The sequence below is a fragment of the Pseudobutyrivibrio ruminis HUN009 genome (assembly GCF_000703005.1).
In the GTDB taxonomy this organism is placed as follows: domain Bacteria; phylum Bacillota; class Clostridia; order Lachnospirales; family Lachnospiraceae; genus Pseudobutyrivibrio; species Pseudobutyrivibrio ruminis_A.
Genome location: NZ_JNLH01000001.1, coordinates 1,162,080 through 1,186,267, shown reverse-complemented (window position 1 = coordinate 1,186,267; position 24,188 = coordinate 1,162,080). Strand labels below are relative to the sequence as shown.

Here is a 24,188-nt window from a genome sequence, read left to right as displayed (position 1 = left end):
CACCTGTAACTTCACTTGTAAAGCCTTTTTTGAGGATTTTATTAAAGTAAATCTATTCACCCAAAATCGCTCTTTTGTTTGAATTGCACTAATTGTTTGTACAATATTTGTAAATACCCCACAATACCTAATCTAATACCTTATCTAATGCTTTACCATTACTTTACTGGAACGCAATGTTTATCATTGATCTCGCACACCTTCTGTACTCTTCTTCTGTACTTTTCTTCCATAAGTGGGTCTGTGTTTAACCAAGTCTTTACTACTTCCATTGCCATCAAGCCGCCAATGATTTTAGCGCCAAGACAAAGAATGTTTGAATCTGTATGCTGGCGAGCAAGTGTTGCACATAATGGATCCTGACATACTGCTGCATAACATCCATTTATCTTGTTTGCAATAAGTGCGCTACCATATCCTACTCCGTCACAAAAGATTCCTCTGTCACATTCACCCTTAGCTACTGCTAAAGCTGCTGGATAAACAAAGTCAGATAAGTCGCAGCTGTTATCATCATATGTTCCAAAATCTTCTACTTCATATCCTTCACTTAATAAATAAGCTTTAATTTCCTCCTTCATTTGAGTACCTGCATGATCGTTAGCCATTGCAATCTTCATATTTATTTCCTCCTAATATTTAATATACATAACAATAATCATCTTTTAGTAGATAACATGTCTAACTTAAATGATAAGAAGCTATTTACTTAATTGCAACATATTCTTAATTCCGTCACAAATTGTTCATTGGAATCAGACGATATAATAACATACAATTATTTGTAGGGAGAGCTATGAATAGGATTTGGTAGGAGATTCGTATGTGGGATTATAGTTTCGCTATTCCTAGCATTTTAATATTGACTATATTGTTACTCAATTACTTTATGCTACAAAGGCTGCCTGTTAGAGTAAGTAAGAACTTTGTCAGTCTTTTATTAATTGAGACAATAGTAATCTCTTCTGATATATTCTCCAGTTGGGCCTGTGAGAACTATTTAGTGTTACCTAAATTTATTGTTATTTTTAGTAATATTCTCTTCTTTGTATTTTTCAATCTAAGAGCATATGCTTTCTTTGTGTTCACATGCAGTATTCTCGAACTCGATCCAGTAGAAAACAAATTTAGAACATTTTTATGCAGACTACCATTGTTTATTACAGAAACAGTTACTTTGACATCACCTTGGACTAAAGCTGTCTTTTCTATAGAAATTACCGGCTATCAACGTGGCTATTTTTACAATATTATAGTATTGAATTTCGCCATTTATCTATTTATGAGTGCCTATGCTGTAATATTTTTTAGAGGCAAACTTAAGGCCAAAAGAGATCTTTACGGCACTTTATTCTACTTACTGTTGCTTACATCTGGTCTGATCATGCGAGTTCTATTTCCTAAGTATCTACTGATGGATACTTTCTGCGTTATGACCATAATCTCTATTAATCTTCTTTTTATGAATCCAGAGTATTTCATAGAAAGAAGGACACGTTTATTCAATAGTGAAGGACTACGAATCATTCTTCAAGATACAACCAGGCAAAAATATGACACTATATTTACTTTTGTGATTAGACATTATCAAGAGGCCGTAGAAATCTATGGTACAAAGCAGATGGATGTTGGTATTCGCCTCATCGGTTCATACCTTAGACGAATTCTTCCAAGGGAGAAGCTGTTCTATTATCGCTCTGGTAGATTTATCATTATGGCAAAATCCAACGTAGATGTTCCGGCTGTAATCAAACAAATCGAAGAACGTTTCAAGTCTCCATGGTTATCCGACAATGTTGAGCTATACTTGGAGGCAAGATTTGTTGAAGTGAGCCCGGAGTACGAATTATATGATTCAGACGTTGTCATCAATACTTTAGTAAACGCCTTGAACAAGGCCAATAATACCACCGACAAATCTCACGTACTTGTAGATCGAGAGATGTTCAATGCCACACAGGACAATACGACAATTAAAAGATCCCTTGAAAAGGCCATCGAAAATAATACTGTTGAGGTATTTCTGCAACCTATTATGGATGCAAAAACAAATACTCTAGTTGGCGCTGAAAGCCTATGTAGAATCAGGGATGATAAGGGCAACATAATATCTCCTAATAAGTTTATTCCAATTGCCGAAAGCAATGGTCGAATAAATCAACTAGGAGAACAGGTTTTTGATAAAACATGTAAATTCATCAGCGAAAACGACATGAGTGCATTAGGCTTAGAATGGATTAATGTAAATCTATCTGCTGCACAATTTATGAAAAAGGATTTAGCATCAGATTTCAGTAATCTCATTGAGAGATATAATCTTCGTCCTTCAGATATTCATCTCGAAATAACCGAAGCGGCAATCGTTGATGATGATATTATGGATAATCAAATTAACATCCTTCGTCAGAAGGGATTCCTGTTTTCTCTTGACGATTATGGCACAGGTTATTCAAATATTGGTAGACTTAAGCATTCGCCATTTTCTAATGTTAAGATTGATATGAGCCTCGTATGGGACTACTGCAATAATCCGGATTTGCTTTTACCTATGTTGATAAAAGCATTCAAAAAAACCGGATATAGCATTACTGCCGAAGGTATCGAAACAAAAGAAATAGAAGAAACAATGAAATCTATCGGATGCGATTATCTGCAAGGAATGTACTATTCGCCTCCAATTCCAATGGACGAATTTATAAAGAAATTTACTAAAAGCTCTTAGCCATGTTGACTAAGAGCTTTTCTTTTTATCTGTATTAATAGTTTAGATGCTTTAAAAGGCCTTCGCAGCCTGCCAACACATCCCTATAGCAAATATCAAACTTTCGGGTGTACCAAGGGTCATCAATATCACGTGGTCTATCGGTAAAATCCAAAAGTCTATATATTTTATTATCCCTGTCTTCACCGAATTCATAGCGCAAATCTCGCATGTTTTCTGCATCCATGCCAATTATATAATCATAATCTCTGTACTCGTCTTTTCTAATATGACGAGCGCCATAGCCGCTACAATCTATGCCCTTTTCATTAAGCAGTTGTCTAACTGGCGGATATACTGGATTGCCAATTTCCTCGTATGTCATGGCTGCACAGTCGATATAGAAATCCTCTGCAATTCCACGCTTGTCTACAATATCCTGCATTACATATTTGGCCATAGGCGAGCGACAAATTGAACCATGGCAAACAAATAATATCTTAATCATCCTTAAAATCCTCTTATTTTCAGGCTTTACAGCCTTTTTTGTATATTAATAACTTGGTATAATTTCGCATATTTTGGCATAGTTTTTCAGGCTTTAGGTATAAAATCGGGTATAAAATTTTCAAATTTATACCTCAGTATTTTCAAGGCTTTTAGACGATTTTTAGCATTCTGATTTCCTTTTGAGCATCCTCAAATCCTATGTGAGTATATGTATTAAGTGTCACACTTATATCTGAGTGCCCCATCAAATACTGCAACGTCTTTGGATTCATACCCGACCTAGCCATCTTACTACAATACGTGTGTCTGCAAATGTGCGGTGAAACAAAAGGCATTTGGATTTTATAAATCTTATTGTACTTTTCTCGAATATGCTTAAAATAGTGATCCCAATGTAATGAGTACATAATGCTTCCATTTTTATCAAAATATAAAAATCCTGTATAACCATCTACCATTGGTTCCACTGCTGGTGGTTTTCTATTCTCTATGATTTTCTTAAAACAAGCTTCCACCTCTGGTGTCATAGGAATCTTCCTATTACCACTTTCAGTTTTAGTAGTCTCTATGAAATAACCAACATGTGCCTTCTTCTGTAGCTGATGATTTACGGTAATATAATGCTTCTTAAAATCTATATCAGAAAGAGTCAAGCCACAAAACTCTGATATTCTCATACCAGTATTAAAAAGAATATAAACACCTTCATAATATCTACTAAAATGACGATCCTCTTTAATAAATTTTAAAAATTTACGCTCATTCTCAGGGGACAATGCATCTCTTCTGACTGTGTCATTTACGATAACATTGACCAACTCGAAATCAAAAGGATTCTTTCTTATCAAGTCATCATCAACCGCAAGCTTAAATGCAGGTCTAAGCATTCCCCTGATAGTATGAATCTGGCTATAGCTTTTCCCCTTTTCCCGTTGTAATTTGATAAGCCATATCTTAGCATCTGATTTTCTTACTAAGTCTATACGCCTTTTACCAAATTCATCTTTCTCAAGGAAATTCAGAACAGTCCTATACCCCATCTTAGTGGATAATTTAACGCCTACTCTGGTTGCAACATACTTATTAACAAGCTCAAGAACCGTAAGCTCTCCGCCATTGGTTACTATATGATCAAAGCTATCTGCCTGAATTCTTTTTTCCATTTCTCTCAATGACTCTGTGCGCTTTTTACCAACTGGTGCTCTGTCATTGTGATTCAATCTCCAACTATAGACAACCTTAGTTTTTCCGTCCCAAGAAGTATACTTGAAACGATATCTACCGTCCTTCATTTGCATTTCTCCGTCATGGAGAATTCTTCCTTTATTATCACGCCTTCTTTCCATATTGCTCCTTCCATAATTAAACATGAGAAGAGCTTTCTTTAACAATACTTGTATTATACATATTACTTTGTGTTAAAGAAAGCCCACTTTTGCTATATAACTGCCATTTCATCTAATCGCTCTGCGAATTTTTCTCGTTTAATTCGTATGTGCGAACCGATGGTTATAAAACAATCATCATCCTGTCCATATGCTATAAATTCTCTTAGTCGTTTTTCACCTATACCGAAATAAGCTGCTGCTTCTTGTATGCTTAAAGAATATTTTCTCCAAACAGGTATTTCTTCTCTTTTCATCTATACTCCTTTCCTTTTCTTTGCTTGTTCAATCTGTATCTATCTAATCTGGATGGTCAAGGATGCCCCGTAGGGGCACTTGCGAAGTCCTTGATTATTCAGATTTGATAGATATAATTACGAGCTGCAAAGAAATTTTCTTTTAAATAAGTGTCTCAGTCCAATTATGCCTAATTTAATTAAAAGCCAACCTGCAAGAAGATTATATTTGGGTTCAAATCTAATCAATGTAGCAAAGCCAATCATTACAACATTTGCGATTGCTAATGTTTTTGCTGTTTCATCATCAATAGTTTCTATAGCTATCTTTAGAAGCTTTAATATTACAAATAATGGCAATCCATAAACTATAATAAATAAAGCAATCCATACTATTACATGAACCACTCCTTGCAGGACAATATTACTATTAGTCTCTCCAACATTTATGATATTTCCAGCACTATATCCTGTTTTTACTATGAAACTAAAACTATTTACCAAGAGTCTTCTTACTATAAGAGCTATCTCTATTAAATCAGCTCTAATCCATTTATTTACTATTGCCTGAACACCACTCCATATTAAACAAAACAACAATACCCACTCATTCAAATTCTCAATATATTTATATTTTTTATCCATAAGATTCTTTTTATTTTTAATTTCTAGCTGAGATTGCTCTTCTAATTGTCTTTTTATTTCCTCAGTTTTTTCATTAATAGTACTTTGAATTAATTCTTCCTCTTGTGATAATAATGCTTCATATTTTCTTTTATTCTTTTTTGCAGACTCATTATCAGCCTCATATACCTCAGTAATCTCCTTTACCTTTGCATTACAAGTCGAAATCAATTTCTCTTTTTCTTTCACGCTGGAGTCTAACATTATTTTCAAAGATTGTATTTCTGACTTCATGTTCTTGTTTTGCTCGTAGATTTTCTCTACGTCGCTTAGAGTCTTTATATACTCTGTCTGCTTTTCCAATTGCGATTGTAGCCTCTGATTGATGGATAGCAGCTGTTTGTTCCATTCCATAGTTGCCTCCAACTCCTCTTGTGATGGAGGTATCTCTGTTTTGTTCTCTATCTCTAGATTTTCCAGTAAATTCACTAATCAAACTCTCCTTACTAATATCAATTGAAAATGTCTTTGAAAGATTAGATGCTCTAACCCTCTGTCCTCTGCTGTTAATAAAAGTAATATTCTTCCTATTATCTTCCCAAACTGTATTCCAATCCCTTTTAAGCATTTCTCTAATAAAGTCTGCTTTACTAAAGCTATTTTGCTTTGCATTCATAACAGCATATAAACAATCAACTACATAGCTTTTTACTTTGTTATTCTCAAATAGATGATATTTATCTTTGCTCCATGTGGTAGTAGTTCCAAGTTCAAATTCCTGCCCATCAAAATGCTTTCCCTTTTCGGGCACATGAAAACCACGTTCCATACACATGTCATTAGTTAAGTTCTTCATTTTTTGTAAATCTGCTCTAGTTGTGTGAAGTTTTTTACCATCAATATAACTGACCGTATTTGTTACCATATGAACATGTACATGATCCTTGTCCTGATGAACCGATATGAGAGTTTGAAAACCGGTAAACCATTTGGAAACAAATTCTTTAGCAAAATCAAAAGCTTGAAAAGGCGTAATCTTTTCATCTTTGTGAAATGAAATAATATTATGTGCATACATACGTCCACTATCCTTATCCCATAGCTTTTTCTCGTCTATAAATGCTCTATAAACAGAGTCCCAAGTTATTTCATCGGGAGCTGGTCCGGTCATATCAATCAGTCTATCCGTGGTCTTCTGTTCCTTCAGTACATATTCAATACAGTTTCTCATGGCTCCATGACTCTTTGTTGATGAATTGACTGTCTTGTTAATTGCCAATTCTTTCTCACCTCATTTCTAAAGCTTGTTACCTCATGTGATATCTCCGCTAATTTGATTGCAGATGGTATAACTCCTTGACCATTGGCAACATAAGCCAATTGATTTACATTGGTTCCTATTCCTCGTAATTGCCTGTCTATATCTTCTAAATGATTGCTACGCTCACGAAGAATATTGATTTCTTCAATAGTAGATACTTTGCCTTCTAAGGCTGCATGAATGATGTATGCTTGCATTGATAGACCTGATTGTTTCACTTTACTTTGAAGCTTTTCAAACTCATCAGTAGTCATGCGGATGTAAACTGCATGATTTCGCTTTCGCATATTTTTTACTCCTTTCTATGAACTGCGATAGGGGTTCCAAGGGGGCGAAGCCCACTGGCAAGTTGCAATGTGGCTTGCCACATTGCGAAACTTGCCTATCATATCCGTCAATTCATTGGCGGGTATGATAGTGGTTTGCTGTAATGCTGCTAATGCAAATAGACGAGCGCTCTATTCCTAAAATCTTCCTGCTTACGCTGATAGCGAGTCATTTGCGTTAGCAGCTTTACAGCGTGGTTTGAGCGAAGATGTCTTATGGAAAAAGAAAAACATACAAATCTTTTCTACAGTCAATTTCATAAGACATCCGAGCAAAAACCACTAAGTGGGAAACGATATTCCGCGCCCCTCTAATTAATAAAAGGGCCCAAAATTTTAAAACTGGTATAGTTCAAAGTAATTGTTTCTAAATAAATACAATCCACCAACATCCCGCTACTAAATTCACTTTCCATTAATCCACATTAACGGAAGGATATTCAGGATTAATGGAAAACTTATAATCTAAAAAAGAACAAAAAAATTCCATTAATTGAATTTAACATTACGTTAACTTCAATTAATGGAAAATCATGACAATCTCAAATAATTTACTTTTCGTGGATTTTACTCATGCTCATCTACCCTCACAGCGCTTACCGTAAAGCGCACATCTGAATCATAGGAACAAGTAGACAATGTAACAATATGTGTCTCATCATCAACGTCTATATCTGCATCCACGTAGCTACCTTGACATATAGTATCCTCTACAAACTCCTTAAAATCATCATCCACATACTTCCATGTGGTATAGATGCCACCAGTGAGGGTACTAACATCCTTATAGGCAAATATTTCATAGCGATAAGCACCTGACTCTGTAATTAGCTGGAAATATTTGTTGTCATCTAAGTAATCCTCGTCTGTCTTGTAGTATCTTAGTTTTCCAAACATAGATAGATTTCGCATATTATGACCGTAGATTAAGGTATGTGCCTCGCTTAAATCTGGATTGTTATTCTTATCTATGTAAATAGAGCCTGCCGACTCTTCTTCTTTCTGGTAATTATGCTTTAAATAATAATCATCCCCGGAGTAAAGAAGTGGATAGCTAATACCTACATCACCTTCAAAATAAATCCACCCCACAATATCAGGGTTCAGCTTTTTTAAACCTGCTAAATCTACATCAATGTCATGATACCAGACATTAGGATCATCTTCTGTGGCTTCATCTGTTTCAGAAGAGCTAGTAGCTGGTTTATCAGTCAACTCATTCTTGTCGGATGAGTTGGAAATATATTCTTCCTGCAAGGCTTGGATTTCTTTCTCTTGCTTAGCTTCGGCAGCGTGAATTTGGATTATTTTTGTTATGCTGACTATAGCTAATATTACAAGTACTACACTAAGCAGCAAGGATATTTTTTCTTTTTTATTGCCACTAAGTATATTTTGACATATCCACTTTATTTTGTTTTTTAATAAGTCTAATCTGTCTTTTATCATGTCACCTACAGGACAAATGGCTATGCCGTATAGGGCACAGCTATTTGAATGATTACCTTTTATGCTGTTTTATTTGTTAACTCTTTTCTTCTTTGTATATCCAAGGTATCCTAAACCTCCAAGAGAAACTGCTAGAAGCAAATACCATACTCCAAGATGATTATTGTCTCCTGTTCTTGGTGCAGAAGACTGAGTGCTATTTGATGTACTGCCTGCCACTGCTGAATCATTGTAAGCTAGTGCGTATGTTGAGAACTTATCTGTTTCAAAGGTGAATACGTGGGTGTTCTCATCATAAGTACCTGAAATAACTGTTGGTACACCATCATGTACACGGATGATTTCAAAGTTTCTGCCAGCCTTCCACAGGCTTTCTGGAATAAGAATGCTTGCCTTTACTGTGCCATTTGTTTCAGTTATCTTTGTGGCTGCATTACCACCAACCTTTTTGAAAAGGTTAATGTCTAAATACATACCTACTGTAAAATCATTTGATGCACTTTGTACCAAATCCTTATCAGCCTGAGGCACTGTAGCACTCATATCCTGAATATCAAGCCACACATTAACGCCCTGTGCCACCTCTTCTGGGGTAAGAGATAAAAGTGTGGTTAAGTTATCATTGTTTTCAATCTTTGTTCCAAAAGGATTCTTCTCTGCTGTTGCGGCAGCTGTTCCTGTGATGTCATTTACAGCACCTGTGCTAATTGCAACATTTTCGTATGGAACTGTTGCAGGAGCTGGTGTGCTTGAGCTTGAGTTGCTTGATGTTCCACTGCTTGTATTTGAACTACTAGAAGAACCTGATGAGGAACCACTGTCTGTACTACCACCTGAAGTACTACCACTCTCGGATGAGCCACTGTTTCCGCTGTCAGAAGAATCTCCACCTGAAGATGTTGCATTTACTGTAACCGCACATGTTGCCGTCTTGCTTCCATCTGTTGTAGTCGCTGTTATGTTTGCAGTACCTGAACTAACAGCAGTTACCTTACCGTTGGCATCAACTGTTGCAACACTTGTATTATCACTAGACCATGTAACAGACTTATTCGAAGCACCATCCGGGCTAACTGTTGCTGTCAGTGTTTCTGTATCTCCTACAGTCAGAGCAGTAGAATTTTTATTAAGAGATACGTCCGTAACCGCAACAGTGGTTTGAGTAGCATATCCATAAACCTCGATCGATGTGACGCCATTCATATCATTATTTTCTTCACACATATACTTCCCATGATAGGTATCTTCAACAAAATGAAGTTCAAATGGCTCACTTGCAACTGCGACAGAACGAGAAGCTTGTTTGAATATAACTTTGGTGAAAGTGTACCCTTCACGGCCTGTAACTTTCAGAGTACCAGCAGCAGCATTCCACAGCCATCCTAAGCCATCAGTATAATCGTCATTATTATGTGAAACTATAACGACTCCTGCTTCCGTTTCATCGTAGGTTGTTGTATTTTTGGCTATAATGGTGGTCAGCAGTGTCTCGGTATTATCCGCATGCGCAGTCATACCCATCCCTGGCATCAAGCTCAACACTAGCGCAAAGCAAACTATAATGCCCAATATTTTTTTCTTTAATCTCATAAGCTAATATCCCCTTTCATAATTCACATTTTTAGCTATTCGTATATGTATCTTCAAAAATGCTAAAACTTCTGCATTTTCTTAACAATTACCATATATGAAACTCTTATTACATCAATTACTCCCAACCATATTTTCACCCATCATTCAGCCATCTCTTACCTTTACACAACAAAAAAAGTCCGAAAATTGTAACCATGTTTTACCACAGCTTATTTTCGAACTTAATAAATCAATATTTATATAATTAGGCGCAATAAACCTAATCTTGTCTTGTCTTGTCTTGTCTTGTCTTGTCTTGTCTTGTCTTGTCTTGTCTTGTTTTGTCTTGTCTTGTCTTGTCTTGTCAACAAGCTTGCCTCATAACTCATCCCCGTTCAAGTCCTTCCCAAAAAACATTTTTCATAATCCACATTTTTATTTTAGCCGTTTTTAATTGTATACACAATAACAAATTATAAAATATTATTTACAAACAAAAAGACTACCGCATTATACAGTAGTCCATTCCATATCCACTATTCTATTCACACTATTTCATAGGAACAACCGCTAAAGTCTTACCCAATGCTGCTAACAACTTAATAATAGTTTCAAGCTGCGGATTGCTACTTCCATTTTCGATTCTTGCTATAACAGGCTGCTTAACACCACTTAGTTCTTCTAATTTACGCTGCGATATTCCTTGTTCCTTACGAGCTTTAACTAACTCGCCCATAAGAGCAACCCTTAAATCACTTTCCGCAATTTCTTCAGGTGTAAATAATTCGCTTCTTACTTCATTCCATGTTTTACTCATATCTGTTCATTCCTCTCCAAATAATCCGCCAACTCTCGCTTTGCCTGCTCTATCTCGCGCTTTGGTGTCTTCTGTGTTTTCTTGGGAAACTGGTGTAATAAAATGAATCTTCCATTTACCAATGCTGCAAATAAAATTCTATTACTTAGCGGCCTTAATTCCCATATTTCTCCATCCAGATGCTTGCAAACAGGTTCTCCTATATATGTACCATAGGTTGCTAATGATTGAATATAATCATTCACTTTGTTTGCGTTAATTCGTGCATCCTTTCCCTTTTTAGATGTTAATTCACGAATAAAGTCATATACTTGTGATTTACCATCCTTATCCTCGTAAAAGATTATTTCGTACAATATTATTCCTCTTCCTAATGATAACTTATTCGTTATCTAAAAATATGATAACTTATAAATTATCAGTTGTCAATTATTTATTGCTAAAGAAAAGCCCCTCCACAAAAATATTTTTATCCATAAATATACAGGTATAAACCTGGTATAAAGTATTATTCATTATGCCCCTCAAGCTTGATATTACAGGGTTTCAGAAAAAACCTATAATATAAAACCATGGCAAACAAAAAGTATTTTAGTCATTATTATCCTCCGCTAAGACTGTAAATCCAGAGTCGGCATAGAATCTATTACTTCTTGTAAAGGAGACCATGCCATAACATCAAAATCATCTTCCCCTATACTAGCATTTTCATCCTCGGCATCCAAGCCCTCGCCCTTGTTTCTATTAGATTTTCTTACCTCTTCTATTTCATCATTATTGCTAGGCAAACTAGCATATGCATCTGTCTTTTTGAATTCCCTTACCACTTCATCCAAGGCTGCAATTATAGCTGTTTTATATTCATCTTTATCTGAAATACTGTTGTAAGCAAAGAAAATAATATCGTTAACCTCTTCTTTAGACTGAGCAGTCTTCAGCTGATGCTCCAAGTTTTCAGCCATTCTTCTTATCCTAAGATATTGCTGATAGAGTTCTGGATTATGTTCTTTCAAATATGACTCTTCTTTTTTTGTAAGCTTTTTTCCGCTTTTTATTTTGGCCTGAATTTTTTCCATTAGTTTGGAATCTTCCTTGCTATTTGAATCAGAGGCTTCCTCCTGTAATTTTCTAACCACATTCGTCAAATGTGCTGATACCGTTTGCCCCTCTATACTATTATTTTTGAAACTCATAGTTCCTAAATCAAACGAAATCTCCATAGCTTTCTCCTAAATCTTACTAATAAAATAAGGTTCATGAATGATTGTTATTTCATCCATGAACCTTTTGATATCCTTAATATCGTTTAAAGCATCAAGCCACTCGAACTATAAGTTCCTGAGCTTAGTGCCATAGCCTTATTGACTATTGTGTCAATAGAATCAACTGTGCTAGCAATGTTTTTGTAATATGAAGAGGTACTACCAAGAAGAGTCTTGATATCCTCTGGCTTTGCTGCTGCGAGCTTTTCCTGGTCGATTACAAGCTTGTTATCGCTGCTCATTGTAATTCCAATATTTGCAAAATCCTCAGCCTTTGCTTTATAAGCCTCCAAGAACTCTGATTGGAATGTATTGTATAATGTACCGCCACATGAAGTCAGATTTGTAACAGTGCTGTTGTAAGCTGTTACAAAATTAGTAACACCTTTTAATAATTCAGCATTGTCGTATTCTTTTCCTGACTCTGCCTCATATAAAGATTTATCATCAAGCTTTGAAAGAGCATCTAAAAGATTTGTAGCAGCCTTATCAACATTTTTGTATTTGCTGTTGGAGCTGTTAGATGAAAGCCCCATAGATTCCATCTTGCGCTGGAATTTCAAATCATTGTTTGAAATGATTTGGTCAATAAGAGCATTTCCACTTTTTTTACTATTTAACATTGAAAGCAGACCTTGACTACTCTGATAATACTCATATGAATTATTAATCGTACTCATCAAAACCCTCCTTTTTCATTCTCCACATATTATATCGGATAGGTTTTGCCACAAATTAACAGGTTAAGTTTATTATTTTTATTCTTCTGTTTTAAGCTCGTCAAATTCAACTATTGCTTTAAACAAATCTCCATCAATCTCAAGGGATAATGTGCCTCCCATAGATTCTGTTAAGCTCTTTGCAATTGAAAGGCCTAGGCCATTTCCATCTGTAAAACGAGACTTGTCACCACGAACAAAACGTTCCATAAGCTCATCTGCTGAAATGTTTAACTCATTTTTTGATGTGTTTCTAAAGCTAAATCTGACTTTGCCTTCTACTCTCTTCAAATCAATATACGCTCTTGTATCCGGTTGCGCATATTTCACGATGTTGGACATAAGGTTATCAAAAACTCTCCAAAGATATCGATTGTCCGCCATAAGGAAGATGTCATCTGCTGGAAAATCTGTTACCACTGTAATCTTGCCAGCTTCTAGTCTTTCGCTAAATTCACCTATCGATTGATTTAAAAGAACAACAGCATTTATTTTTTCCATGGTAAATGTAATATTTCCCGTAGATGCTTTTGATGCTTCTATTAAATCTTCTATTAGCTTTTTTAAACGGGCTGACTGGCGACTAAGGACTCCTAAATATTCCTTTGCCTTTTCATTATCAATCTTTTCTTTGTTGAGCAAGTCCACATAGTTAATGATAGATGTAAGAGGAGTCTTAATGTCGTGAGAGACATTTGTGATAAGTTCGGTCTTCATTCTCTCGCTTTTTGTTCGCTCATCAAGAGCTACATTGATACCATCACCAATTTGATTCATTGCTATGGCGTGCTCTGCCAAAAACAAAGGCATTCCATTTAAATCGACCTTAGCTGATAAATCTCCTGCCGCAAGGGCTGTGGCTGTCTCCTTTATTTTGGCATAGCTATATAGCAATTTATGAAGTGCTATAGTAAAAGCTATTTTTTCAAGCGCCCAGAAAGGAGCAATTCCTCTATCATATGACATCATAATTATAAAATATTCAATTATCGTAATTACGATAAAGATAAACCAAATTCTTCTAGTCCATTTAATATTATTACGAATCTTTATTGACTGTTGCTGAAGGATAGCAAGCCGCCCCTTCCCCCAGACGATAATTTTGTAGGCAAATGTATGCTTGAAGAATCGATGTAGCTTTACATTTACCGCTAAGTTTGCAGACCATAAAAGTCCTACTGTCATCATAGTCGCTGTAACTATTCCAAACATAAATATAGACATTCCAAGAGATAAATTGCTATCTCTCATTGTTTCTACAAGCCAATAGGATATTGCAAAAATAATATATTCCGTAATAATAGCGCACCAGAAAAATACATCAGTCCAAACCTTACCAATCCAATTAACGCTAATTTCATCGGAATCTTTTTTATGACCAATGGCACTCATATACAAAATATAACATGCAATTGATAGTATGAATGAAATGATTGCTACTATCGGAAATACGTATTTTGTATCCTCGGCAAATCCGATGAACCATTTAGCCTGTGCATAGAAATCATTTACTCCATTAAATGTATCTTTAGGGAAGCATACAAAAACATAATTCTCTGTTTCGGGATTTAAAGTTGCAATCTCAACTGTAGAAGCAGTTTTTAAATATGCTTCATAATATATTTCTGAAAGTGTGTTATGTATAGTAGAAAAGTCAGCAATATATTCACCCATTGGTGCTTCTTCTCCGTACCCGTCCACATAAATATTTACAGCAAAATCTTCTATACTATCTGTGATTGGAGAAAACTGGGTATCTTCAATATACAAACCATCTGTATTTTCTACAGGAGCATTAGGCAGAGCACGTTCTGCCGGCAAAGAATCTACCACATCCGGTTTATTGGCTTCCCAAATTTTTCTGTAAATAATATTCACAGATGAATTCAAATATTCTGATTTCGATTCTTCATCGGCATAATCAACTGTACCGATGTCATAGCATGACTCACTAAGCTTGTAAAACTCACCGTTGCTATATACGTACATGTTCTGACTTATAGGATCATAGCCAATACCATTGATATCATAAGTTTTCCATTCAGTAGTATTTACATCAATAATCTGATTGCCACCCCATATGTCCAGGAAATTATCACTAAGCACAAATTCTGTATCTGGATTAATGCTGTAATCTCCTACATAAGCATTATCTGGAACAGTTGTGGTGAAATTTTTATATAAATACAAAGATTCATCATCAAGATCAATGTTTTCAGCATTTGTCCCCTTGATGATGCCATAATAGCAATTCATTTCATCTAGCTTGTCTTTACTAAAGTCATCCTGATTATCAGAAAGAGCTAAAGTGGCATAGCTTGTGCCCGCGTATCTATAAGCAAAATCTGAAAATGCTTCTTTATCATTCGAATATAACTTCCAGCTTTGGAAGAATGCGCATATCACCAGTGATAAAACGCAAATAAATGCAAAAATAGTGCATCCCACTGCAAGAAGTATCTTACTTGCATTACTGTATAGTCGTTTCATAATCATCCTCCTGATGAGCTAGTCATCAATCTTATATCCGTGCCCCCAGACAGCCTTTAGGTATCTTGGGTTGGCACTGTCATATTCTAATTTTTCCCTGAGATGGCGGATATGAACAGCCACAGTGCTTTCTGCGCCAAGCACTGTATCATTCCAAACCTTCTCATAAATGTCGCGTGGTGAGAGAACTTCCCCCTTATGTGTCATAAGAAGTTTTAAAATATCGAATTCTAGTGGAGTGAGATTTACCAGATTGCCATCTAATGTAACCTCTTTGGATTTATCATTTAGCTCGATGCCACCAATTTGAAGGATACTAGCGGTGTCTGTATCACTTCCTGTTGATGCACCAAGTAGCGTGTATCTTCTAATCTGAGATTTAACTCTAGCCATCAGCTCTACTGGATTAAAAGGCTTTGTTACATAATCGTCAGCGCCTATTGTTAGCCCCATGACCTTATCAGCATCTTCGCTTTTGGCAGTAAGCATGATGATTGGCACATTGGAAAATGTTCTTATTTCTGCCATAGCTGCTATGCCATCCATGACCGGCATCATCACATCCATAAGAATCAACTTAATATCAGTCTGAGCTTTGATGGCATCTACTGCTTCCTTTCCATTTGAAGCACTAATCACTTCAAAACCTTCACTTACAAGATAGATTTTTAACGCTGAAATGATATCTGGTTCATCATCACATATTAGAATTTTGTTCATTTTATCTCCCATATTGTTTGGACCTTTCGGCCTCCTATGATTAATCACAAATATATATTATTGTATATTATCTTAAGTTCCAATGGGGTAAATTATTAAGATTTGTTTAAGAAAAAGATTAAAATAAAAAACTAGGAGCCTTTACCTAAGACTCCTAGTTCAAAACTCATATTATGGCACTTCTAAATACTAATACTACAACGACAAATCAACATGGGCTACAGTTCCCGCAGCTCCCGTGCTCTCCTTCAAATAGATGCCTGATTTTCTAAGAACTGCATCGGTCTGACCAGCCACATTCTTATATGAAAATTCAGTATCTATATTACCAAGGTAAATGGCTCCCACATCAGCCTGTTTCAGATTCAAAAGCTTATCATTGCCTTCTGAATCTTTAGTCCATACCTTAAGCTTGCTGAAGACGGAATCATTTTCATCTATCCAGCCATTTCTGTCTTCATCATATTCTGACAAATCTCTGAAGCCATCACCGGACTTTGTTCCAAACAATTCTGAACCGTCATTAATCTTGCCATCCTCATTTTTATCCAAAGCCAAGAAGCCACTTCCCTGTCCAACAAAAGAAATGTCGTCTTCCTTTCCATCTGAATCAATATCAAACATAAACTTTTGATCAGATATTGCTGTGGCGTTTGTATCCATGTTTATTACAAGAGGGTCTGTAAGAATTCTTGTGTACGTCTCTTCTGATATGGAATCAATCTTTTGAGACAAGCTGCGGCCTAACATTACTTCCACATTAAAATCTATGGTGCGGCCATCAGAAGTCTGCACTGTCCCCGTACTCTTAAATCCCGTATTTTCATACTCCAAATGAGAACCCGATGTTGCTGTAATACGCTGCCATACCTGGGTGGAAGTTCTGCCACCTGACGATAAATCCAGTGTATTCTGCTGCGCGCCATTTACACTAAACTTAACTCCATCCACTTCGCATTTTGAAAATACATTTCGTTGCCAATCATTGAAGGCTCGCATTTGATCAGACAACTTTTTGTCGTTAGGGCTTGTTTTTCCATTGAGAAGATCAAGAATCTTCTTCACAAGACTAATTTGCAAATCTTCGAAATCCCACTGGGACATTTGAGCATTAGCCTCTCGAATCTGCTTATCATGCTCAGCCATTTGGTTAATCATACTTTGAAGATTCTTTTGTTGTCTTTCCTTTTCCTGTTCCTTTTCAGTTTTCTGATACTCTTCTAGTGATTCTTTTAATGATTTTTCCCCATCTTTTGATAACTCAACAATCGCACCAAGCGTATCCACATTCGCTCTCTGTTCAATTGTAACGGTTTCAATATGGGTGTAAGAATAAGAATTGTGTTGAGATGCCATGTTTACATGGCTGTTTTCAATCTTCATAGCGGACTCCTTTCCACAAATAAAGAATATAAAAGTGCCAAACGCCGAAAACTGTTGCACATCCATGTGCCTAGTCTTCTTATTCTATATCGGATAAAAAACTGACAATTTATAGTTCTAATGCTAAAAAATGTGATAAAATATTTTTATAATGTATTAAAGGGGCTCACGTTATGGACAATAAGGTAATTTCAAAATCTGGAATCGATCCCAAAAAGCAATATTCTGAATATCTCATTATTGCGTATCTGACTTACATGTCGCTGTATATCATTATTAATTCAGCCATCGATTATTTTTATGAATCAACTTCCATCTATCGAATTGGAAACTATGTTGGTCTGATTCTAGCGATTGGCACGCTGGTGCCGCTGGTAAGAAAAGTACCTACAGATTTTCTGATTGAACCACTAAAAGTAAACAAGGCAAAAATCTGGAACGCTATTACCAGAGGCTTTCTGGTTTGCGCCTTCTTCGGTGGATTAATGATTCTATTAAAGTTTGCAATACTTCAGCTGAATCCAATTATGCTTAAGCGATGTCAGCCATTCTTTTATATCGACCGATTAATGCCAGGCAAAATCACAACTAACACAATGCTATATCCTTTCACTGCCTTTTGGCAGGAGTATTGCATGAATGTCATGGGTTATGACGGAATGCGTACACTGTTAGTAGGTAATCACAGAAAGCACAAATCTGTTTCTGTTGTAGCACTATTCTTTGGTGCTATGCATTACACCTACGGTTTTCCGATGATAGCGCTGACAATTCTATTTGTTTTATTTATGAATTACATTTATCGTCGTACTAAAAACCTTTGGGTTTGCATGCTGGTTCATATTATCCTAGGGCAGTTACTTTTCACTTTACAGCTACAAAAGATAACCTTTTCTTTTTAATTGAAAATATACAAGCATTTATCTATAATAGATTGTGTACAATTCATTCCATAAGGAGGATATTTTCATGAAAGAAGTTTGTCAGTTTTTAAAAGATGCTGGTATTTACTACCTTGCAACAGTAGAAGGTGACCAGCCAAGAGTTCGCCCATTCGGCACAATTGAAATTTTCGAAGATAAGCTTTACATCCAGACAGGAAAGTCTAAAGATGTTTCAAAGCAGATTCAGGCTAATCCTAAGGTTGAAATCTGTGCTTTCAAGGATGGACAGTGGATTCGTATCTGTGGAGAGCTTGTAAGAGATGACCGTGTAGAAGCTAAAGCTCACATGCTTGATAACTATCCTGACTTAAAGGCTCAGTACTCTGCTGAAGATGACAACACTGAGGTTCTTTACTTCAAGAACGCTACAGCTACTATCTCATCATTCACAGCTGCACCAAAGACAATCAATTTCTAAATATACTATAAAAGGGAGGTACAAACCTCCCTTTTTACATGCTTTTCTTACATTCTGGACAGATATGCTTTCTGCCATCAGCAATATATAATTTCACATCATTAAAATTCAAATAAACCTTCTTTTTGCATTTTGAGCAAACATACATATATAAAGCCATTACGCTTCTCCCTTTGTTATGATGACTTCTAGCATTCACCATAAAATATACATCACGAGAAGTATAATCTCTTTTGCGTTATGTATCAAGAGGTTTTGTGAAATATCTATCGTTTCATAACTAATTTTGCAACCGTCTCTGTGTGCATGGTGTGACCGAATTGATCAACCACTGTATATTTCTCTAAATGATAGCCATGCTCCTCTAGATGCTTGAGGTCGCGTGCTAGGGTAGCGCTGTCGCAGCTGACGTAAACGATGCGAGATGGCTGCATTTTTATCATAGTATCAAGAGCCACTACATCGCAGCCTTTGCGAGGTGGGTCTACCATGATGACATCTGGATGGGACATCTTCTCATAAATCTCTGGAAGGACTACTTCCGCTTCGCCGCAATAGAACTCTGCATTGCTAAGGCCATTTAACTTTGCATTAGCCTTAGCGTTTTCGATGGCCTGAGGTACTACCTCGATACCGATTACACGGCCTGCTCGCTTTGCCATGGAAAGAGAAATGGTGCCGATGCCACAATATAAATCCCATACTTCCTCTGTACCGTGCAAATCTGCATATTCAAGTGCCTTACTATAGAGTCTTTCCATCTGGTCGTGATTCACCTGATAGAAGGAATTGGCACTGATGTCAAAGGCGATAGTATCACCATTAGTGAGGGTGATTGTATCGCGAATCGCTTCTTTGCCGTATAAGGATTTTGTCTCATATCCCATGATGACATTGTCACGGCGAGTGTTAACATTAAGCACAAGTGATGCAAGCTCTGACTCTACTGTTTTGATATGAGCCACCAGCGAATCTACCTTAGGCAGTGAATCTCCATTAACTACTACACATACCATTGTCTCACCTGTAGCCTTGCCTTCACGAACTAGCACATGACGAATTAATCCCTTACCTGTAGCCTCATCATAAGAAGCTACACCACATTCCTTCATATAATCTATTACCGCATATACGATATCCATGCTCTTCTTTGAGCAAATCTTACAATCATCTGATGGAACAATTCTATGGCTTCTGGCTCCGTAAAAGCCTGCAATAATATTACCATCTTTATCAAGGCCGATTGGAACCTGGGCCTTATTGCGATAGCGAAGTGGCTCGGTCATGCCGATAATAGGCTCACGTATAGAGTCCACAAACTCTCTATCGTATCCGCCGATTTTGACAAGGTTATTAGCTACGATATTATCCTTGATTTCAAGCTGTTTATCATAAGAAACCTGCATGATTTGGCAGCCACCGCATTGTTTTGCATTGGAGCAAGCAGGCTGCACTCGATATGGGCTGGCCTCCACAACTTCCTTAAGAGCAGCAAAACAATAGGTCTTTTTAACCTTTGTGATGATGACGTCACATACATCCCCAACCACGGCATCCTTCACAAAAATGGTCACACCATCAGTGTGACCAATTCCTGCTCCCTCCAAGGACATATCTTCAATTGTAAGTCTTACAATATCATTCTTATTCATTAATTCTTTCCTGTTCTACGGATGTTAGAATCCAATAAACGATTGAATCCCTGCCATGTAAGGTTGTTTTCCTCAACATTTTCAAGGGCCTCGAAGATTGTTTCCATCTTTGCATCAATATTATCTGCAAATGAAAGCGCGATAGCTTCTGCAATGGCTGGCTTCTTTGGTGAACCAAACTCTAGCTCGCCGTGGTGAGAAAGAATACAGTGAATAAGCTCTTTACGCTTTACCTCTGGGAAATTAGGAATATCGTCAATAGCCCTGTCTACCATATTGGCACCAACAAAGATGTGTCCTAGAAGCTGTCCCTCATCTGTGTAGTCGTTTCTAGGGAATTCTGAAAGCTCACGTACCTTTCCGATATCGTGGAAAATAGCAGCAGTGATAAGCAAATCTCTATCTAAAAATGGATACTGATTGCTGAAGTAATCACAGTTTGTAGCAACTGAAAGAGTGTGCTCTAAAAGGCCCCCTGTGAAACCGTGATGAACAGATTTAGCAGCTGAGTGTCCCTTAAATGTCTCGATGAATTCTTTATCCTCAACGAAGTATTTGTTAAGTAATGCTTTCATATATGGTGACTTTACTGAATTGATAAGCTTGATTAAAGCGCTCCACATTTCACCAATATCCTTCTTGCTAGAAGGGATATAATCAGATATTTCGAATTCGCCAGGATTAGCCTTGCGAAGTCTTTTAATATTAAACTGTAAAGCACCATTCCAGCTAGTGATATCGCCGGTAACTGTAATGAAATCAAGCTCATCATAATCGCTGATTCCTTCGGAATCTACATCCCAAATCTTGGCATCAATAGTGCCTGTCTTATCACACAGAGTAAGTGATTCGAATGCCTTTCCAGTCTTAGATACACCAAGTGTTTTCTTCTTACATAAGTATGTCTCTGTACCTCTGTCTCCCTCTTTGAGGGTGTTAATATATTTCATTTATTACTCCATTCTAAGGCAAATAATTGCCACAAAAGATGTATTTAATTATAAGTGATAGCCCCCCGATAATCAATGCGAATGGGATGGTCGAAAATATAAATTATTTCTCTTTTTTTTATTCATTTTTGCACTTTTCGTATGATATTATTCTTTTTAGTATAAGGAGAAGAAAATATGGAAAGAAACAGGCTTTTTACAAAGATTTCTGGGATTTTACACGGGGGTGATTACAATCCAGAACAATGGCTTGATAGACCAGATATTTTGGATAAAGATATTGCCTACATGCGAGATGCCCATATTAATACTGTCACTTTAGGTGTTTTCTCTTGGGCTGTACACGAACCCACTGAAGGAAACATCAATTTAGACTGGCTTGCAGCTATCATTGAGAAACTATACAACAACAATATCTATACAGTACTTGCCACTCCATCTGGGGCTCGCCCTGCATGGCTTGATGAAAAATATCCATCTGCTATGCGATGTGATGAAATGGGTGTAAGAAATCATCATGGGCTTCGTCACAATCATTGTATGCAGTCCCCAGAATATAGGGAGAAGGTTCGCATCATTGATACTGCTCTTGCAAAGCGTTTTGCTGGAAATCCTGCCATTCTAATGTGGCATATTTCAAATGAGTTGGGTGGATATTGCTACTGTGATACTTGCCGCAAGAAATTTCAGGAATGGCTGGCAGATAGATATGATAATGACATTGAAAAATTAAATAAGGCTTGGTGGACCACATTCTGGTCTCATAAATTCAATAGCTTTGATCAAATTGATCCACCATATGCAAATGGTGAGAACTGCGTGCTTGGCCTCAATCTAGACTGGAAAAGATTTAACACCTGGTCGGCTACAGATTTCATGAAGTTTGAAATAGATACTTTAAGAGAAAACGGTGCGACAGAACCTACTACCACAAACTTTATGGAAATGTTTATGGATTATGACTACCACTATATGAGTCAGTTCATAGATGTAATCAGTTGGGACAACTATCCTGAGCTTCACAACAACTGGCAATCCGACGCAGATACTATGCTTGAGCGAAGCTTCAATCATGCTTTGTTTAGAAGCATGAAACCAGGTCAGCCTTTTATGATGATGGAGTCCGCTCCTGGTGTAGTTAACTGGCGACCATATAACAAATATCGTCGTCCCGGGGTACATAAGCTTATTTCAATGCAGGCTGTTGCAACTGGTTCGGATACAGTTCAGTACTTCCAGATTCGAAAGGGCAGAGGTTCTTCCGAACAATATCACGGTGCTGTTATAGACCATATTGGTACCAATGACACAAGAATTTTTAAGGAAGTAGCTTCACTTGGTGATGATTTAAATCACATATCAGAGATAACAGGATCTGTTTCAGACAATAAAGTGGCTATTCTTTTTGATTGGGACAACAGGTGGGCCATAGATGATGCTTGGGCTCTTGCAAAAGATACAAAGAACTACGACAAGACCTGTATGGAAATCTACAATGAATTTATGAGTTTTGGAATTGAGCCTGATATTATTTCATCTGATATGGATTGGTCAAATTACAAAATTATTTGTGCACCAATGCTTTATCTTCTTCACGATGGAATTGGGGATAAGATAGCTGATTTCATCGGTGAAGGTGGACAATTCATGGCAACCTACTTTACCGGCTATGTTGATAAAAGTTGTTTGAACTGGCTTGGAGGATTTCCAGGTGATGGGCTTCACAATATTTTTGGCCTTCGCTCTGAAGAAATCGATACACTTTATCCAGAGGATGTTGTAAATATTAGAATAAGACATAAAACAGGATTTACATATCACTCTGCTGCAGTTCGTGATTACCAGGAATTACTTAGAGATGTAACTGCAGATGTTTTGGCAAGATATGACAACGACTATATGGCTGGAACTCCTGCCATTACAAGAAATCAATTTAAAAAAGGATATGCTTACTACGTAGCATGTCGTACTAATCAAGATGACATTGAATTCCTATATCGTGAAATGCTTGATAGAGCTGAAATTCCTTATAGCAAGCTTCCAGCAGGAATCGAAAAACACACTAGATTCGCTAATGATATTAGATATGACTTCTATCTCAACTGTACCGACAAACCAGTATGTATATCAAAGATAAATGGATTTGAACTTATTTCTTGTACATCAGTTGATGGAAAACTGCACCTAGACAAATATGGCGTAGCTGTAATAAAGAATTAAAAAATGGACTGGCTCATGTAGCCAGTCCTAATTTTTACATATTTCGATTAAATGACACTACTAACACATCATCTGTTTCTTCATCCTCAACAAAGAAATCTGTTATTTCTACTCTGCGAAGCTGACCATCATCACCTTCTTGAATAACTCTGATTTCCACCTTATCTGCACCTTTCTCGTGCTCCTTCAGAAGATTTTCTCTAGAAAATGTTTTCTTGAATAAATCTTTATCCATATCATGGATGGTGGTACACCCCGACTCTATTAATTCATCAAAGGTTCCTGCAGCGCAACACTTAGTGGATGTGAAATTTTCACTAGTAAGCATATAGTATGTGTTTTGTGTCAGATTACCCAATATTAAAAGTGGGTATTTCTTAAATACAGCCTGTTTTAAAAGGCTATTTATATGATCATCTGTTAATAATTCTTTTCTATTAGTCTCCATAATGCTCCCCTTTATTTCTCGACAACTTTATATAATATACT

The 24,188-nt window shown here is 36.7% G+C and carries 24 protein-coding genes; 4 read left to right on the top strand and 20 right to left on the bottom strand.

Going from position 1 to position 24,188, the window contains the following annotated elements; all coding sequences use genetic code 11:
• Positions 1-158: 158 nt before the first annotated feature.
• Positions 159-620 (bottom strand): RpiB/LacA/LacB family sugar-phosphate isomerase, encoded by a 462-nt coding sequence (locus BO15_RS0105325; protein ID WP_033153024.1) that lies wholly within the window; start codon positions 618-620, stop codon positions 159-161.
• Between the two features lie 662 nt (positions 621-1,282).
• Between BO15_RS0105325 and BO15_RS0105320 the strand changes: the two genes are divergently transcribed.
• The gene (locus BO15_RS0105320; protein WP_167541210.1) at positions 1,283-2,722 is read left to right on the top strand and encodes an EAL domain-containing protein; all 1,440 of its coding nucleotides are present in this window, start codon (positions 1,283-1,285) and stop codon (positions 2,720-2,722) included.
• A 34-nt stretch (positions 2,723-2,756) separates the two neighbouring features.
• Here BO15_RS0105320 and BO15_RS0105315 read toward each other — a convergent pair whose 3' ends face one another.
• The 15 genes from BO15_RS0105315 to BO15_RS13085 all read right to left on the bottom strand — a co-directional run bounded on the left by BO15_RS0105315 (position 2,757) and on the right by BO15_RS13085 (position 17,515).
• On the bottom strand, positions 2,757-3,209 hold the full coding sequence (locus BO15_RS0105315; RefSeq protein ID WP_033153021.1) for a low molecular weight protein-tyrosine-phosphatase: 453 nt from the start codon (positions 3,207-3,209) through the stop codon (positions 2,757-2,759).
• 151 nt (positions 3,210-3,360) lie between these two features.
• Complete coding sequence (locus BO15_RS0105310) at positions 3,361-4,557, bottom strand: site-specific integrase (protein WP_033153019.1); 1,197 nt, start codon at positions 4,555-4,557, stop codon at positions 3,361-3,363.
• A gap of 92 nt (positions 4,558-4,649) precedes the next feature.
• Positions 4,650-4,853: an excisionase gene (locus tag BO15_RS0105305; protein WP_033153017.1), complete on the bottom strand. Its 204-nt coding sequence runs from the start codon at positions 4,851-4,853 to the stop codon at positions 4,650-4,652.
• Positions 4,854-4,970: 117 nt separating this feature from the next.
• Positions 4,971-5,705 (bottom strand): hypothetical protein, encoded by a 735-nt coding sequence (locus BO15_RS13105; protein ID WP_157752321.1) that lies wholly within the window; start codon positions 5,703-5,705, stop codon positions 4,971-4,973.
• Complete coding sequence (locus BO15_RS12865) at positions 5,671-6,735, bottom strand: relaxase/mobilization nuclease domain-containing protein (protein WP_081828565.1); 1,065 nt, start codon at positions 6,733-6,735, stop codon at positions 5,671-5,673. Before BO15_RS12865 ends, BO15_RS13105 begins: the two co-directional genes overlap by 35 nt.
• Positions 6,684-7,064, bottom strand: a complete 381-nt coding sequence (locus BO15_RS0105295) for a plasmid mobilization protein (RefSeq protein ID WP_033153015.1) — start codon at positions 7,062-7,064, stop codon at positions 6,684-6,686. Before BO15_RS0105295 ends, BO15_RS12865 begins: the two co-directional genes overlap by 52 nt.
• Before the next feature lie 606 nt (positions 7,065-7,670).
• Positions 7,671-8,462 carry a class B sortase gene (locus tag BO15_RS0105290; protein WP_167541209.1) on the bottom strand — a complete coding sequence of 264 codons (792 nt, stop codon included), beginning with the start codon at positions 8,460-8,462 and terminating at the stop codon, positions 7,671-7,673.
• Positions 8,463-8,621: 159 nt separating this feature from the next.
• Positions 8,622-10,142: an Ig-like domain-containing protein gene (locus BO15_RS13100; protein WP_052169784.1), complete on the bottom strand. Its 1,521-nt coding sequence runs from the start codon at positions 10,140-10,142 to the stop codon at positions 8,622-8,624.
• A gap of 532 nt (positions 10,143-10,674) precedes the next feature.
• Positions 10,675-10,941 (bottom strand): helix-turn-helix domain-containing protein, encoded by a 267-nt coding sequence (locus BO15_RS0105280; RefSeq protein WP_033153013.1) that lies wholly within the window; start codon positions 10,939-10,941, stop codon positions 10,675-10,677.
• On the bottom strand, positions 10,938-11,297 hold the full coding sequence (locus BO15_RS0105275) for a type II toxin-antitoxin system RelE/ParE family toxin (RefSeq protein WP_033153011.1): 360 nt from the start codon (positions 11,295-11,297) through the stop codon (positions 10,938-10,940). The genes BO15_RS0105280 and BO15_RS0105275 overlap by 4 nt, the downstream gene beginning before the upstream one ends.
• Positions 11,298-11,552: 255 nt before the next feature.
• Positions 11,553-12,161, bottom strand: coding sequence for a hypothetical protein (locus BO15_RS13095; protein ID WP_052169783.1), 609 nt, complete (start codon positions 12,159-12,161; stop codon positions 11,553-11,555).
• A gap of 86 nt (positions 12,162-12,247) precedes the next feature.
• Positions 12,248-12,883, bottom strand: a complete 636-nt coding sequence (locus BO15_RS0105265; RefSeq protein ID WP_033153010.1) for a hypothetical protein — start codon at positions 12,881-12,883, stop codon at positions 12,248-12,250.
• Positions 12,884-12,961: 78 nt separating this feature from the next.
• Positions 12,962-15,412: a sensor histidine kinase gene (locus BO15_RS13090; RefSeq protein ID WP_052169782.1), complete on the bottom strand. Its 2,451-nt coding sequence runs from the start codon at positions 15,410-15,412 to the stop codon at positions 12,962-12,964.
• An 18-nt stretch (positions 15,413-15,430) separates the two neighbouring features.
• The gene (locus BO15_RS0105255; RefSeq protein ID WP_033154711.1) at positions 15,431-16,132 is read right to left on the bottom strand and encodes a response regulator transcription factor; all 702 of its coding nucleotides are present in this window, start codon (positions 16,130-16,132) and stop codon (positions 15,431-15,433) included.
• A gap of 195 nt (positions 16,133-16,327) precedes the next feature.
• Positions 16,328-17,515, bottom strand: a complete 1,188-nt coding sequence (locus BO15_RS13085; RefSeq protein ID WP_052169781.1) for a hypothetical protein — start codon at positions 17,513-17,515, stop codon at positions 16,328-16,330.
• Positions 17,516-17,688: 173 nt separating this feature from the next.
• On the opposite strand from BO15_RS13085, the gene BO15_RS0105245 reads away from it, so the two are divergent.
• A complete protein-coding gene (locus tag BO15_RS0105245) occupies positions 17,689-18,417 on the top strand; it encodes a CPBP family intramembrane glutamic endopeptidase (RefSeq protein ID WP_033153008.1) in 729 nt (242 codons plus the stop codon).
• Positions 18,418-18,484: 67 nt separating this feature from the next.
• Positions 18,485-18,877 (top strand): pyridoxamine 5'-phosphate oxidase family protein, encoded by a 393-nt coding sequence (locus BO15_RS0105240; protein ID WP_033153006.1) that lies wholly within the window; start codon positions 18,485-18,487, stop codon positions 18,875-18,877.
• Positions 18,878-18,911: 34 nt separating this feature from the next.
• Here BO15_RS0105240 and BO15_RS13860 read toward each other — a convergent pair whose 3' ends face one another.
• From BO15_RS13860 to BO15_RS0105230, 3 genes are all read right to left on the bottom strand, one after another.
• Positions 18,912-19,037 carry a hypothetical protein gene (locus BO15_RS13860; protein WP_256377526.1) on the bottom strand — a complete coding sequence of 42 codons (126 nt, stop codon included), beginning with the start codon at positions 19,035-19,037 and terminating at the stop codon, positions 18,912-18,914.
• Between the two features lie 106 nt (positions 19,038-19,143).
• Entirely contained in the window at positions 19,144-20,529 is a 1,386-nt protein-coding gene (gene rlmD, locus BO15_RS0105235) for a 23S rRNA (uracil(1939)-C(5))-methyltransferase RlmD (protein WP_033153005.1), read from the bottom strand.
• Positions 20,529-21,479 carry a 3'-5' exoribonuclease YhaM family protein gene (locus tag BO15_RS0105230; protein WP_033153003.1) on the bottom strand — a complete coding sequence of 317 codons (951 nt, stop codon included), beginning with the start codon at positions 21,477-21,479 and terminating at the stop codon, positions 20,529-20,531. The genes rlmD and BO15_RS0105230 overlap by 1 nt, the downstream gene beginning before the upstream one ends.
• A 177-nt stretch (positions 21,480-21,656) precedes the next feature.
• Here BO15_RS0105230 and BO15_RS0105225 point away from each other — a divergent pair, with 177 nt between their 5' ends.
• Entirely contained in the window at positions 21,657-23,699 is a 2,043-nt protein-coding gene (locus BO15_RS0105225) for a beta-galactosidase (protein ID WP_033153001.1), read from the top strand.
• Between the two features lie 34 nt (positions 23,700-23,733).
• On the opposite strand, the gene BO15_RS0105220 is transcribed toward BO15_RS0105225, so the two are convergent.
• The gene (locus tag BO15_RS0105220; RefSeq protein ID WP_033152999.1) at positions 23,734-24,147 is read right to left on the bottom strand and encodes a hypothetical protein; all 414 of its coding nucleotides are present in this window, start codon (positions 24,145-24,147) and stop codon (positions 23,734-23,736) included.
• Positions 24,148-24,188 lie beyond the last annotated feature (41 nt).